This window comes from Pseudoalteromonas sp. NZS11_1 (assembly GCF_015864275.1).
GTDB lineage: Bacteria > Pseudomonadota > Gammaproteobacteria > Enterobacterales > Alteromonadaceae > Pseudoalteromonas > Pseudoalteromonas arctica.
Map to the genome: position 1 here is coordinate 64,730 of NZ_JADYXK010000006.1, position 14,245 is coordinate 78,974.

Annotated in this window: 13 protein-coding genes; 6 read left to right on the top strand and 7 right to left on the bottom strand. The window is 38.7% G+C overall.

Annotated features, from left to right (window positions below; all coding sequences use genetic code 11):
• Window positions 1–111: 111 nt before the first annotated feature.
• Together I6F44_RS06840 and I6F44_RS06845 are read left to right on the top strand one after the other, a co-directional pair.
• A complete protein-coding gene (locus I6F44_RS06840; RefSeq protein WP_024589411.1) occupies window positions 112–918 on the top strand; it encodes a cytochrome C assembly family protein in 807 nt (268 codons plus the stop codon).
• A gap of 61 nt (window positions 919–979) precedes the next feature.
• Entirely contained in the window at window positions 980–2,248 is a 1,269-nt protein-coding gene (locus tag I6F44_RS06845) for an HlyC/CorC family transporter (RefSeq protein WP_007581396.1), read from the top strand.
• Between the two features lie 48 nt (window positions 2,249–2,296).
• Here I6F44_RS06845 and I6F44_RS06850 read toward each other — a convergent pair whose 3' ends face one another.
• A complete protein-coding gene (locus I6F44_RS06850) occupies window positions 2,297–2,908 on the bottom strand; it encodes a transglycosylase SLT domain-containing protein (RefSeq protein WP_010554629.1) in 612 nt (203 codons plus the stop codon).
• A 144-nt stretch (window positions 2,909–3,052) separates the two neighbouring features.
• A complete protein-coding gene (gshA, locus tag I6F44_RS06855) occupies window positions 3,053–4,630 on the bottom strand; it encodes a glutamate--cysteine ligase (RefSeq protein ID WP_197173504.1) in 1,578 nt (525 codons plus the stop codon).
• A gap of 588 nt (window positions 4,631–5,218) precedes the next feature.
• Here gshA and I6F44_RS06860 point away from each other — a divergent pair.
• The gene (locus I6F44_RS06860; RefSeq protein ID WP_024608933.1) at window positions 5,219–6,766 is read left to right on the top strand and encodes a methyl-accepting chemotaxis protein; all 1,548 of its coding nucleotides are present in this window, start codon (window positions 5,219–5,221) and stop codon (window positions 6,764–6,766) included.
• A gap of 52 nt (window positions 6,767–6,818) precedes the next feature.
• Here I6F44_RS06860 and clpB read toward each other — a convergent pair whose 3' ends face one another.
• The 3 genes from clpB to rluD form a co-directional block, all read right to left on the bottom strand.
• Window positions 6,819–9,395 carry an ATP-dependent chaperone ClpB gene (gene clpB / locus I6F44_RS06865; RefSeq protein ID WP_007581388.1) on the bottom strand — a complete coding sequence of 859 codons (2,577 nt, stop codon included), beginning with the start codon at window positions 9,393–9,395 and terminating at the stop codon, window positions 6,819–6,821.
• 96 nt (window positions 9,396–9,491) lie between these two features.
• Window positions 9,492–10,223, bottom strand: a complete 732-nt coding sequence (pgeF, locus tag I6F44_RS06870) for a peptidoglycan editing factor PgeF (protein WP_121955374.1) — start codon at window positions 10,221–10,223, stop codon at window positions 9,492–9,494.
• Complete coding sequence (gene rluD / locus I6F44_RS06875; protein WP_007581384.1) at window positions 10,223–11,200, bottom strand: 23S rRNA pseudouridine(1911/1915/1917) synthase RluD; 978 nt, start codon at window positions 11,198–11,200, stop codon at window positions 10,223–10,225. The genes pgeF and rluD overlap by 1 nt, the downstream gene beginning before the upstream one ends.
• Window positions 11,201–11,341: 141 nt before the next feature.
• Here rluD and I6F44_RS06880 point away from each other — a divergent pair, with 141 nt between their 5' ends.
• Window positions 11,342–12,106, top strand: coding sequence for an outer membrane protein assembly factor BamD (locus I6F44_RS06880; protein WP_007581382.1), 765 nt, complete (start codon window positions 11,342–11,344; stop codon window positions 12,104–12,106).
• A 47-nt stretch (window positions 12,107–12,153) separates the two neighbouring features.
• On the opposite strand, the gene glnB is transcribed toward I6F44_RS06880, so the two are convergent.
• Window positions 12,154–12,492: a nitrogen regulatory protein P-II gene (gene glnB, locus I6F44_RS06885; protein ID WP_002962211.1), complete on the bottom strand. Its 339-nt coding sequence runs from the start codon at window positions 12,490–12,492 to the stop codon at window positions 12,154–12,156.
• Between the two features lie 160 nt (window positions 12,493–12,652).
• Here glnB and I6F44_RS06890 point away from each other — a divergent pair, with 160 nt between their 5' ends.
• Window positions 12,653–13,204: a GspH/FimT family pseudopilin gene (locus tag I6F44_RS06890; RefSeq protein ID WP_121954429.1), complete on the top strand. Its 552-nt coding sequence runs from the start codon at window positions 12,653–12,655 to the stop codon at window positions 13,202–13,204.
• Window positions 13,205–13,283: 79 nt separating this feature from the next.
• Window positions 13,284–13,814, top strand: a complete 531-nt coding sequence (locus I6F44_RS06895) for a GspH/FimT family pseudopilin (protein WP_121954430.1) — start codon at window positions 13,284–13,286, stop codon at window positions 13,812–13,814.
• Between the two features lie 6 nt (window positions 13,815–13,820).
• Here the strand turns inward: I6F44_RS06895 and I6F44_RS06900 are convergent, their stop codons facing one another.
• Window positions 13,821–14,240: a type IV pilin protein gene (locus I6F44_RS06900; RefSeq protein WP_121954431.1), complete on the bottom strand. Its 420-nt coding sequence runs from the start codon at window positions 14,238–14,240 to the stop codon at window positions 13,821–13,823.
• Window positions 14,241–14,245: the final 5 nt, after the last annotated feature.

The following is a 14,245-nucleotide window of genomic DNA, read 5'->3' on the forward strand; positions in this document are numbered from 1 at the left end:
GCACCTTGATGAGTTTCTTTTTTTAAGGTCTATGCATTTGCTTTGCTATAAAATACAATGGCTGTATAACAACAAGGATTATTTTGTCTCAAATTAAGTGGCCCAAGCACAATGCTGATTATTAGTTTAACTATTATTGCCAGTTTATTTTATGTGTTAGCAACGTCTCACGTGCTTTCACGGCTGTTTCATCAACAAGGCCCTAGCCAAAAAGTAACCGTTATTTTAAGCACGGTTGCTATAGTGGCGCACATGCTGCTATTAGTTAACTCTGTTTTTAGAGCCGACGGTCAAGATTTAAGTATCGTAAACGTCGCTCTTTTGACGTGCTGGGTGATTGTGGTCTCGGTGACGGCTGTCTCGCTAAAATTCCCTGCAACTTTATTGTTGCCCGTTGTTTATGGTTTTGGTGCCTTACTAACCATTGCCAGTTTATTTATTCCTCATCATATTTTATTGCAAAGTATTAATATTGAGGTGGGTTTAGTAACGCACATCTCTTTATCTTTGTTAGCCTACTGTATTTTAATTATCGCCACTTTATATGGTGTACAGTTTTACTTTATTGATAAACGTTTAAAACGTAAAGATTTAGCAATTGTGCATAGCCATCTTCCGCCTTTAATGGTTGTGGAGCGCCAGCTTTACCAACTTCTTAATTTAGGCACTATATTACTCACATTTGCATTACTTTCAGGGTTTGTATTTCTTGATGGAATGTTCGCTAAAGAGTTCATTCATAAAACAATATTATCGTTAGTTGCGTGGGCTATTTTTACCGTTGTAGCTATCGGGCATATGAAAAAGGGTTGGCGCGGTAAACCGGTGGTTATTACAATCATGGTCGCTGCATTTGTCCTCACACTCGCTTATTTTGGCAGCCGTTTCATACAAGAAGTGATACTAAATAAGTTTTAACTTGACTCTGCTTGCTCACTCTAGCTTAATACGCATTGATTTATAAGAAAAGGATCCATCGTTGGACGACATATCGACAAGTACCCTATTTATCATTTTAGGTTTTTTGGTGCTTTTTTCTGCTTATTTTTCTGGTTCAGAAACCGGAATTATGTCAATCAATCGTATACGCCTGCGACACCTCGCTAAAGAGGATCATCGTGCAGCTAAACGAGTCAGTAAATTACTTAGCCGTCCAGATAGGCTCATCGGTTTAATCTTAATCGGTAATAACCTTGTTAATATTGCAGCAGCCCAAGTTGCAACCATTATAGGTATTCGTCTTTATGGTGACCTCGGTATTGCAATAGCTACAGGTGTGTTAACTTTAGTCGTGCTTATATTTGCTGAAGTAACCCCTAAAACCCTTGCTGCTCTTTATCCTGAAAAAGTTGCCTTTCCAAGCTCTATTATTTTAAAAGGGCTACTTAAAATAATGTTTCCTTTTGTCGTGGTTATTAACTGGATGACAAACGGTATACTGCGGTTATTTGGTATTAGTGCTGCTCAAATCGACGAACACAGCATGAGTAAAGAAGAATTAAAAACAGTACTCAATGAGTCAGGCGCACTTATTCCTGCTCGTCATCAAAGTATGCTGACTTCAATTTTAGATTTAGAACAAGTAACCGTTGAAGATATTATGATCCCACGAAACGAAATTGTGGCCATTGATATAAATGACGATTGGAAACTAATTAGTCGCCAGCTTACCCATGCACAACATACTCGTGTGTTGTTGTATCGCGATAATATAGATGATGCAGTAGGTTTTATTCACTCACGTGATGCGCTTCGTTTACTTACAAAAGAGCAATTTGATAAACCATCTTTGCTACGAGCTGTACGTGAAATTTACTTTATCCCTGAAGGAACATCACTAAATACTCAGCTATTAAAGTTTCAGCAATCTAAAGAACGCATAGGCTTAGTGGTAGATGAGTATGGCGACATCCAAGGCCTAGTGACCCTAGAAGATATTTTAGAAGAAGTTGTTGGCGATTTTACAACTACGCAAACTCGTACGCCGAGCGAAGAAGTAGAAACACAAACTGATGGCTCATGTATTGTGGATGGCGGCGCTAACGTACGCGATTTAAATAAAGAAATGGGTTGGGATTTCCCGCTCGATGGACCTAAAACTTTGAGTGGTTTAATTGTTGAATACTTGGAGAATATTCCTGATGCAAATATTAGTTTGCGTATCGCGGGATATCCTATTGAAGTACTCGAAGTAAAAGAAAATATGATAAAACAAGTGAAGATACTGCCGAATAAGCGTTCTCGCTAAATAAAAAAGGAGCCAATTGGCTCCTTTTTTATATCCATTAATAACTATCTAGCCAAATATAAGACGTTCAAACCAACCTTTATCAAGCTCTTCTTCGCAGTGTTTTAATTGAGCGCCATAGCGGCTCGCTCTGTGCTTAACTTTGTTCGCAACACCCATTAGCCACTTTTTCTTTTTGTACGTGCCACGCTTATAACCACCCCAGCCTTCATGATAATTAAGGTATTGTGCGTAAGCATCCCATTTAGATATTTTATTTACTTTATGGGTTTTATAAACAAACCACGCCATAAAGTCGATTGCATCGTCAAAGTCGTCTCTATCAGCACCGTTGTTGCCTGTTTCACGAATATAATCAGACCATGTTGGTGTTTTAGCTTGCGAGTAACCATAGGCATCACTTGCGCGACCGGTAGGAATTATCCATAAGAAGTACTCCATAGGCGGAGCGGCATCATGCTTAAATGAGCTTTCTTGGTACATCATACTCATGAGTACATGCTTGGGAGAACCCCATTTTTCTTGTGCATCTTTTGCGTCGAAATACCAATCTGGCTTTTCTTCAAAAATTTTACATAAATCGTTAGGTTGCTTTGGAGGCGCTGTAGCACAACCGGCTAAAGTAATGGCGAGAGATAGGATAATTGCATTTTTTTTCATTTTTCTAAGATCTCACAGAACTTTTTTAAAAAGTGTGGGTCTGACTCAATGAATGCAGCAGTACAGCATTAATTCATCCCTGAATATATTTACGCAGCCAACTTAGGCTGCGTTTTTTTGCTTAAATTTTGCTAAATACCAAGGTTATTTACCGTCAAAATACGCATCTAAAAACGCGGTAAATGACTGGGTATCTGCTTGCTCAATTGCAGCTTGTGCTTCGTTAGACTCTACAACTTGTTGTTCCAGCCAAGGCTTTAAAAACTCGCTGTAGTCAGTGTCTGCGTGGCTTTGCTTATATTTACTAGCCAATGCTAGTGCAAAGTGGCCGTTGTCTAAACCAGACTCTTTCAATTGTGACACGTAACGTCCAGAGTAAGTAAGCTCTGGATTATGTATCCACGTTGCCATGCGCTTTATAGTATCTGAGTAATAGTTAACACCATAAGCATTATCCATCCATTTAGCGACATCAGTAAGCTGGGTAAATATTTCATCGCCCCACGACTGAAGGCTACGCTGTGTGTTATTAAAGTTAAGCATTAGCCCTTCTTCTCGACCTTGGTTTACTACTGTGTCGAGATTTTCAGTACTACGTGCTTGTTCTTTCCAATCCATTGGAGCTGAATCTTTTAATAAACAATACGTTAAAAACACATCTAAAAAGTGAATTTGCTCAATATCAATACCAACTTCGCTAAACGGGTTAACGTCTAATGCGCGAATTTCTACGTATTCAATACCTGCTCGAAGCAATGCATCCGTTGGCGTTTCGCCACTTTTCGCATTACGCTTAGGACGAATTGGCGAGTAAAATTCGTTTTCAATCTGCAGAATATTTTTATTTAACTGCTTAGGGTTTTCACTCTTGTAGTCATCAAGATCACCATAAATTTCTGATGGTGTGTTGATTGCTTTTTTAAGGCCCGCTACATATTCATCTAACGAGTTATACATTACGCGTAGTGACGACTGAGCGCTATTTGTATAACCTAAATTACCTAAACGCAGTGCTGTACCAACTTCTAAGTAAAGCGTGCCTTTACCTAGTTTTTTAAATGGTAAGTCGGTTTTTCGACCTTGCAAAAATGAGTTACACAATGCTGGCGATGCGCCAAACATGTAACTTATTAGCCATAGTTCGCGTTTAAAGTTACGAATAAGGGATAAGTAACCTTCTGAAATAAAATCTTGAAGGCTTGCATTACTTTGTTGTAACGAATGAAGTGACTGCCAAAGCGTATCTGGGAATGAAATATTAAAGTGAACACCCGCAATTGCTTGCATCATACTACCGTAGCGATTTTTTAATCCTTCACGGTATAGTGTTTTCATTTGACCAGTATTTGAACTACCAAATTGAGCTAGCACTATATCGTCTTGGTGCTCAATAAAACACGGCATACTAATGGGCCAAAGTAGTTCATCGCCCACTTTTTCTAGAGTGAACTTTTGAAGGTCTTTTAATTGCTTAAGCGTTTGCGTTGACGATTCACTAACTGGAGTAATAAATTCAAGTAAAGACTCAGAAAAATCAGTTGTAATATGGCCGTTAGTTAACGCACTGCCCACACCTTTTGGGTGACCTTGAGGTGATATAACACCATTATCTTGTATTCTTAGCGACTCTCGCTCTATGCCACGTTTAATGCCTTTAACTGCATGTTGGTGCTCATTTACTGATAACGCTTCAAGTGCGTTAGCTAAATCATGTGTTGTCAAAAAATCTTTCCTCGGGCCACGTGGCTTAATCATAAGGTTATGGGGGCTAATTACTTAGACTCAAGATTAATACCAATTTTATTGAAAATATGATCATTCTATCGCATTAAATAGCGCACTCACTGCGTTAAAAATTATTCATATAGAACAACTACATGTCATAATTTTTGCCTTGTTATTGTGCTATTTTCTTAGCGCTATAATAGATCACTTATTTAATGCAACTGGTATAAATTGCTAAGAACAATATAATTTCTCTAAGTTAATAATTATTTACCCACTCTATACATGCGCTTAATATGACCAACATCATTATATTAAGTCGTAATATTGCCATTGCTCTGGGCATTATACAAATGCTTTAAATGCGTATTTAAGTATAAATTAAATACGCAAAATATAAGCCCAAAATAATAGACCGGAACTTATTTAAAATGAGTTCAATTTAGCTACTCGATATTTAAATTTGATCTAGATCAATAAAAACAATTATTTGTCTTATGAGCATAAAAGGAAAGACGCTATTTTTTGCTTTGTAGTGTGTAACCAATATAATGACAGCAACAATAAAGGATGATAATAAACATAATGCACAATGATAAAAGCTTAAAAAATGAAGAAGTATACTTTGATGAGTCACAAGAGCTTGTTTCTACTACCGACCTCAAGGGTGTAATAACATACGTCAATCAAGAGTTTTGCTCTGTAGCAGGTTATAGCGCACAAGAGCTTATCGGTCAGCATCATAATATTGTTCGTCACCCTGATATGCCAAAAGCGGCCTTTAAAGAAATGTGGGCAACATTAAAACAAGAGCACTCGTGGCGCGGCATGGTTAAAAACCGCTGTAAAGATGGCCGTTATTATTGGGTAGATGCCTTTGTAACCCCTATTTTTGAGCATAGCCGACTTGTTGGTTATCAATCAGTAAGAACTAAAGCAAGCTCTCAACTTAAGCAACGTGCACACGCTCTTTACAACAAAATAAATGCCAATAAGTCATCATTTAAACTACGAGAACACACCACAATAAGACAAGGCATTACTTTTATATGCCTATTACTTTGGCTGATTTTTATTGCTGTTACGGGATCAATCTCTTTAGCTGTAATTAGCCTATTGATGTGCGCCTTAGTTATTGCGCTAAATTATGACGAACTGATTGTTACCCCTAAAATATTACGCGAACAAAAAGCAAAAGCCGATTCAATCTCTCGCTATATTTACAGCGGCCATACACCGCATAGCGTAAGTGATTATAGAGAGCAAATGCTAAGCGCAAAATTGCGCACGGTTCTTGGCCGTATGAAAGACTCCACATTAAGCTTTAATGGCATCGCAACTGATCTAGATAAACAATCTACGCTTACTGAAAAAGGTATTGCTTCGCAAGGTGAGCGTTTAGAACAAATTGCATCAGCGATGACTCAAATGAGCTCTACCATTGGTGAAATATCAGTAAATACCGCTCAAACAGCTGATAAAGTGAATAACACCCATCAAAGTTGCTCTGAAATAAAAGACCATATTGCAGATAATAGTAAAATGGTATCTGATTTAGCTTTTCAAGTAGAAAAGGCTGCAACCACAGCCACCAGCTTAGCCTCTGAAGCAGATAAGATTGGTAAAGTAATGAGTGAAATAGAGGGAATTGCCGATCAAACTAACTTACTTGCCCTTAATGCAGCGATTGAAGCAGCTAGAGCGGGAGAGCATGGTCGAGGCTTTGCTGTAGTAGCCGACGAGGTAAGGACCCTTTCGTCACGTACTCAAAATGCTACAACACAAATCCACAGTTCTATTAAAGAAATACAAGATACTTTATTTAGCTGGTCTAAAGTAATGCAAAGCACTAAAGCACAAGCCGATAATTGTGTGCTGACAACCGATAAAACTCAAGTTGAATTAGAGGGGATTTTTATCCAAATCAGTGAAATATCTCATTTAGCAATACAAATATCATCTGCTGCAGAAGAGCAACAAATGGTTAGTAATGATATTAGTAATAATGTTTCGCAAATTAAAGACTTTGGAGATAACAACTTAAGCTTAAGCTTTAATGTGGCAAAAGGAGCAGCTGAACTTGTTGAAGGTTCACGTAGGGTGAACGATTTATTACTAACTTTTAAAGTTTAACAAACATAAAAAAGCCGCTATTTTAGCGGCTTTTGAGTTTAATTATTTACAATTAACGCTTGGAAAATACCAGAGAGTCGTCATTTGCATCAATAACGATCACGCAACCTGGTAAGTAGTCTCCATTGAGTAACTTTTGTGCCAGCGGGTTTTCAATCGTTTGTTGAATAGCACGCTTAAGCGGACGTGCACCGTAGACAGGATCAAACCCACTTTCTGCAATTCGCTCAAGAGCAGCATCGCTTATTTCAAGCAGATATCCCATCTCAGTTAAACGCTCACGTAATTTCATTAACTGAATATCAGCTATTTCTTTTATATGCTCGTTTGCTAACGGGTGGAACACGACAGTCTCGTCTATACGGTTAATAAATTCAGGCCTAAACTCATTAATTAATACTTCCATTACTTTAGCTTTAAGGGTCGTGTAATCATTATTACCCGCTTGCTCTTGGATAATATCTGAGCCTAGATTTGAGGTCATGATAATAACGGTATTTTTAAAATCAACGGTTCTACCCTGCCCGTCAGTTAATCGGCCATCATCTAATACTTGCAGTAAAATATTAAACACATCAGGATGCGCCTTTTCTATTTCATCAAGCAATATCACTGAGTAAGGTTTACGACGAACAGCTTCTGTTAAATAACCGCCCTCTTCGTAACCCACGTAACCTGGAGGAGCCCCTACTAGACGTGCGACTGAATGTTTTTCCATAAACTCAGACATGTCGATACGCACCATGGCATCTTCGGTATCAAACATAAAACCAGCCAGTGCTTTTGTCAGCTCGGTTTTACCCACACCAGTTGGACCTAAAAATAAGAAAGAACCAATAGGACGATTAGGATCTGCAAGCCCGGCACGTGAGCGTCGTATTGCGTTAGAAACAGCAACAACCGCTTCATCTTGCCCTATTACTTTACTGTGTAACTTATCTTCCATTTGCAGCAGCTTTTCACGCTCACCTTGTAGCATTCTTGCAACAGGAATTCCTGTCCAGCGAGACAGTATTTCAGCAATTTCATCCTCACCTACTTGGTTTTTAAGCAGAGTCATTTCTTGCATTTCGGCTTGTGAGGCTAAATCAAGTTTTCGTTCAAGTTCTGGAATTCGCCCATATTGCAGCTCTGACATACGCTGTAAATCACTTGCTCTTCGCGCTACATCTAAATCTAATCTTGCTTGTTCAAGCTCGGCTTTAATTACTTGCGTGCCTTGAAGTGATGCTTTTTCAGCATTCCATATCTCGTCTAGCTCACGATATTGCCCATCAAGGTCGGTGATCAACTCTTGCATTTCAGCTCGGCGTTTTTGACTTGCTTCGTCTTTTTCTTTCGCTAGCGCATTATCTTCTAACTTTAGCTGGATGATACGGCGTTCAAGCTTGTCTAACGATTCTGGTTTGGAGTCAATTTGTAATCGAATTGAAGAACCCGCTTCATCTATTAAATCAATCGCTTTATCGGGTAACTGACGGTCACTAATGTAACGATGAGATAACTGCGCCGCAGCAACAATCGCGGGGTCAGTAATTTCTACTGAATGATGTAACTCATATCGCTCTTTTAAGCCACGTAATATTGCAATGGTATCTTCAACAGATGGCTCTTCAATAAGTACCTTTTGGAATCGACGCTCAAGAGCTGCGTCTTTTTCTATATATTTACGGTATTCATCAAGCGTGGTTGCGCCAACACAGTGTAATTCACCGCGTGCTAATGCTGGCTTTAACATATTGCCTGCATCCATGGCACCGTCACTTTTTCCTGCACCTACAATAGTATGTATTTCATCAATAAATAAAATGACTTGGCCTTCTTCTTTAGCCAATTCGTTTAATACTGATTTTAAACGTTCTTCAAATTCGCCACGGTATTTAGCACCCGCAACTAACGCCCCTAAATCAAGTGATAGTACGCGTTTATTTTTTAATCCTTCAGGTACTTCACCATTAATAATACGCTGTGCTAACCCCTCGGCAATTGCTGTTTTACCAACACCTGGTTCACCGATTAATACAGGGTTATTTTTAGTGCGGCGTTGTAGTACCTGAATCGTGCGGCGAATTTCGTCATCGCGACCAATAACGGGGTCAAGCTTACCTTGCTCTGCTCGCTCAGTTAGATCAATCGTGAATTTTTCAAGCGCTTGACGTGTTTCTTCGGCATTTGGGTCATCAACTTTTTGACCGCCGCGAATCGCTTTAATTGCAGTTTCAATTTTAGTCGAGGTAATATTTAACGACCTAAATATATCGCCAAGTGGACCTTTATCATCGCATGCCGCCAGTACAAATAATTCACTTGAAATATATTTGTCTTTGCGTTTTTGCGCGTACTTATCACATAGATTAATAAGTGATGCCATATTGTTTGATAGCTGGACGTCGCCACCTACACCTTCTACTTTAAATAATTTTTCTATTTCTTGTGAAAGCTTGGTGTTGAGTTCGTCAGCGCTGACACCCGTTTGTGCAAATAATGCACGTACACTAGAGCCACTTTGCTTTAGCAATGAATACATTAAATGTACGGGTTCAATAAATTGATGATCGCGACCAAGGGCTAGCGATTGCGCATCAGAAAGCGCAGATTGAAATTTACTTGTAAATCTATCTAAACGCATGGTGTTACCTATTAAATAATCTAATTGCTTAATTAATGGGTATGTTTAGGTGTTTGTTCAAGGTGTAGGGGGAAATATAATGATTAAAGATGTGAATTACTTGCGCCAGATCAAACTAGCCATACGTCCAGTTTGTCCATCTCGTCGATAAGAAAAAAATAAGTCACTTTGAGAGACTGTGCAGTAGTCGCCACCCGTAATATTTTTAACGCCTTTCTGGGTAAGTAAAGTACGCGCAATACCATAGATATCAGCAAGATATTTACCATTAGTTTGTAGTGTAAATGCTTGAATAAATAAAGGGGACCTTTTTTGAAATAACTCAAACACTTCAGCCCCAACCTCAAATCGAGTTGGCCCAATTGCAGGCCCTAACCACGCATTTATATTTTCACACTTTGAGCTAAAACATTCCAAAGTATTTTTAATAATTCCCTGCTCAAGTCCTCGCCAGCCGCCATGTATAGCTGCAACTTCTTTTTCATCATCACTGACTAATAAAATAGGTAAACAATCGGCGGTCATTATAGCCAAAGGCTGATTTAATAACTGAGTATAAAGCGCATCAGCATCGTGTAACTCATCAAAATCAAAATGTTCATCAACAATAACAACATTAGAGCTATGAATTTGATTTAGCCACACGGCAGGTTTAGGTAGGAGATTTGTTAATAATGAGCGGTTTTTTGATACATGATTTTGATTATCACCAACATGGAATCCCAAATTAAAACTTTTAAATGGGATTTTTGAAACACCACCTCCACAAGTAGTACTTAACGTTCCTACTTTATGAAGGTTTTGCCATGTCGCTGACAATAAGTGCATTATCTATCGATATCAGGATTAGCTTTAGTATCTTCACGTAATGCGAGTGTCATAGCAACCATATCGTCTGGGATAGGTGCTTGCCATGTCATCATTTCACCCGTGATTGGATGCGCAATACTCAATTTTACAGCATGAAGTGCTTGGCGTCTAAAGCTACGAAGTAACTCAAATAACTCAGGTGTTGCACCTTTAGGTGGACGCGGACGGCCGCCATAAGATTGATCGCCAATTAGCGGGTGATTTAAATGTGCCATGTGCACGCGAATTTGATGCGTACGACCTGTTTCTAAGCGCAGACGTAAACGAGTATGAGCACGGAATTTCTCAGCAACACGGTAATGTGTAATTGCCGGTTTACCCAGTTCATGTACTGCCATATGCGTACGCTGAGTCGGATGGCGGCCAATTGCTTTTTCAACCATACCACCTGCGGTCATAGTACCATTACACAGTGCTTCATATTCACGCGTGAAGTTTTCACGCTTTTGTAGCGCTGTTACTAAATGCGTTTGTGCTGGAATCGTTTTAGCTACAACCATTAAACCGGTCGTGTCTTTATCTAAACGATGCACAATACCCGCGCGTGGTACGTTAATTATTTCAGGGTAGTAATGTAGTAATGCGTTTAGCACTGTTCCATTAGGATTACCCGCACCAGGGTGAACCACTAGGCCCATTGGTTTATTAATTACCAAAATATCATCGTCTTCATAAACAATGTTTAATTTGATATCTTGTGCTTCGTATTCGCGTGGTGCTTCAATTGTTGTTTCAACACTTACAACTTCACCACCTAGTAGCTTTTCGCGTGGAGTGTTGAAAATTTCACCGTCTACGGTGATTTTATCATCCAATATCCACGTTTTTATACGAGAACGTGAATAATCAGGGAACAATTGTGCTAATACTTGGTCTAGACGTTTACCACCTAATTCGGTTGGAACGTCGGCTTGAAGAGAAATTTGCTCTGACATTAGTAACTTTACCCAATTTACCAGTGCAAGCTTTGCTCGACTGGGTTAGAATCGCTTTTAATAAAAGCATAATATAATACGCATAGTTTACTCGGTTTTACCGACTTGGCCTAGCCGAAGACATCGAAGGTAACAAATAAAATGATAAATAAAATAGGGAAACGTGCATTTGCCATTGTTTTTTCAGTTTCTGTACTTAGTTTAGGCGCTTGTTCGTCTGCTCCAGACCAAGAAGACATTCAACGTGTACCGAATAAGTCTGCACACGCTTTATATGAAGACGCAAAAGAAACACTAGATTCTGGTTTATATGCTCGCGCAATTGAACTTTTGAGTGCAATAGATTCTCGCTACCCGTTTGGCCCATTCTCTAAACAAGTACAAATGGACTTAGTGTATGCACATTACCAATCAGGTAATACTGAACAAGCACTTGCAACCATTGACCGCTTTATTCGCTTAAATCCAAACCATAAAGACCTAGATTACATGTATTACATGCGTGGTTTAGTAAACATTAAAGCAGATAAAAATGCGTTCCAAGAGTACTTTGGTGTAGATAGAGCTGATAGAGATGCTAACCGTACACGTGTTGCATTTACCGATTTATCGACACTAGTAAAACGCTTTCCGAAAAGTGATTACGCGCCTGAAGCTAAGCGTCGTTTAGTATGGCTTTTAAATCGTATGGCACGTTATGAATTAAAAGTAGCCACTTACTATTATGAGCGTGAAGCTTATTTAGCTGCTGCTAATAGAGGTAAGTTTGTTGTTGAGCACTACTCACAAAGCAGTTACTTAGATCCCGCGCTTGAAATGATGGAAAAAAGTTACGACCAATTAGGTTTGACTGAGCTTAGTGAGCACGCAAAGCAAACACGAAGACTAAATAAAAGAACTAAATAAACAAAAAGGCGCTTAGTAAGCGCCTTTTTACTGCATAGAAGAAAATCTTAAATAGCTTCTTCATCTTCCTCAGCAGTACGAATACGTATTACACGCTCAACATCAGTGACAAATATTTTACCGTCACCGATTTTTCCTGTTTGTGCCGTTTTTACAATAACTTCAATTGCACGGTCTACATCTTCATCAGTCAATACAATATCAAGTTTTACTTTAGGTAAAAAATCAACCATATACTCTGCGCCACGATATAACTCAGTGTGACCTTTTTGACGTCCAAAGCCTTTAACTTCGCTTACCGTCATACCTGTAATACCTACATCCGACAACGCTTCACGCACATCGTCTAACTTAAAAGGTTTGATAATTGCTTCTATTTTTTTCATATTAATTACTTTTGAAAGCTCCAGTTGCCTCGATTTTAGACAATCATGATGCTCATAGCAAACAAAGCGATTGAATTACGGTGATAAAACAACCGATCATGGTATAATTTATTGTATAAAAATAGCGATACTTAAATGACTAGCAGTAAATGAGATTAATATGAAAAATAAACAAAACGGATTCACTCTTTTAGAACTCATGGTAACCGTTGCTATCGTTGGGATCATTGCATCCATTGCGATCTGGAATAGCAGCGATATGCTAGAAGAAAATAGAGCTGAGAATTTTTTGTTGGAATTAAAAAGAAGCATTACTTATGCACGCTCTCAAGCGGCAAGTACGGATGAAATAGTTATTTTATGTCCCGCACAAGAAGGCGCTATTAAACAAGCTAAAGATGAGTTTGAATGTGAACCAGAATGGGACACGAATAAAATCATTGTTGTTTTTGTTGATGCTGATAACAATGGAAGTTATAACGTAGCTAACGATGCCTTGTTGAGAGTTATAGAGGATATTCCTGCAACTGATAGCCTTAGTTATAGTGGTAACGAGACAAGTCTTCGTTTTAATACCAGTGGTCGTATTACAACAAATCCGGGAGACTTTATCTATTGCCCTAATAGTGATAATGAAAATAACAAAGCTTTAACAGTATCTCAATCTGGTACTTCTTTTTATACTGGTGATACAGCTCAGACTTGCGGTTAAAAAACATACAAATTAATCTTGTCATATTTGTATCATTTACTAGACTGAGTTAATCATTTATTAACTCAGGTCTTCAAGGATGAGATTATCAATATCAAAAAACAAGGGAGTGACACTTCTTGAATTAATGGTTTCAATTGCTGTTGTCAGTGTAATCAGTCAATTATCGATGTGGTTTTATCCAGACTTCTTGGCTAAAAACCGATTAGATAACCATGTGAATCTACTACACCGAAATATAAATTATGGCCGTCTTTACGCAATTGAAAATGGTACTTACGTCACGCTTTGCGCACTAAAAGGCAGTCAATGCACAAAGGACGAGTGGGATGGTCAAGTGTCACTATTTATCGACAAAGATAAATCAACGACTCTAGATGATGATGAGTTACTCTTAAGCACTTTCGAGGATGTTCATGATGCTGATACTTTAGAGTATCCGCGCAACGCCATTACATTTCGTCCAGATGGTTCTTTAAATGGTTTTCAAAATGGGACTTTTATATATTGCCCCAATAGCGATAAAGCCAATCTCGAAGGATTGGCTTTATCTGTAAGTCAAACGGGTAGAATTCGCATCAAATCAACTGATAAGTGTCAGAAGAAGTAATCTAGGCTATCGACCCCAGCAATAGTCAACATCTGAGTCTCCTTTAGACCCTTTTGCACCTTTGAGGCCTGTGTCAGTAATTGTAAGCTCTTTACAATCATTATCGCCTTTTACAGCACCGTCTATAGGTTTAGCTGTAATAGTGAAGGTATTGCTATCGACTACCTTTATGGATAGCTCAAAATGGCCATTTTCGGTTTTACTTTGCAATCCTAAATCAGTAAATGTCTCTGTATATTCCCTATTATCGACAAAATATTGCTCTTCCTTGTTTGCAGCATCTAACAATGCTGCAGCAGCTTCAGCGCGCGAAGCACGCTTTACATATTCTGTATAATTAGGAAGCGCTATTGTAGCTAAAATGCCGACAATAGCAACGGCTATCATCAGCTCAATTAAGGTAAAACCACGTTGTTTTTTTATCATTTAAG

Coding starts and splice junctions, on each gene's coding strand:
- I6F44_RS06840 (WP_024589411.1), top strand. CDS start 112: ATGCTGATTATTAGTTTAACTATTATTGCCAGTTTATTTTATGTGTTA.
- I6F44_RS06850 (WP_010554629.1), bottom strand. CDS start 2,908: ATGAAAAAAAATGCAATTATCCTATCTCTCGCCATTACTTTAGCCGGT.
- I6F44_RS06860 (WP_024608933.1), top strand. CDS start 5,219: ATGCACAATGATAAAAGCTTAAAAAATGAAGAAGTATACTTTGATGAG.
- clpB (WP_007581388.1), bottom strand. CDS start 9,395: ATGCGTTTAGATAGATTTACAAGTAAATTTCAATCTGCGCTTTCTGAT.
- pgeF (WP_121955374.1), bottom strand. CDS start 10,223: ATGCACTTATTGTCAGCGACATGGCAAAACCTTCATAAAGTAGGAACG.
- rluD (WP_007581384.1), bottom strand. CDS start 11,200: ATGTCAGAGCAAATTTCTCTTCAAGCCGACGTTCCAACCGAATTAGGT.
- I6F44_RS06880 (WP_007581382.1), top strand. CDS start 11,342: ATGATAAATAAAATAGGGAAACGTGCATTTGCCATTGTTTTTTCAGTT.
- glnB (WP_002962211.1), bottom strand. CDS start 12,492: ATGAAAAAAATAGAAGCAATTATCAAACCTTTTAAGTTAGACGATGTG.
- I6F44_RS06890 (WP_121954429.1), top strand. CDS start 12,653: ATGAAAAATAAACAAAACGGATTCACTCTTTTAGAACTCATGGTAACC.
- I6F44_RS06895 (WP_121954430.1), top strand. CDS start 13,284: ATGAGATTATCAATATCAAAAAACAAGGGAGTGACACTTCTTGAATTA.
- I6F44_RS06900 (WP_121954431.1), bottom strand. CDS start 14,240: ATGATAAAAAAACAACGTGGTTTTACCTTAATTGAGCTGATGATAGCC.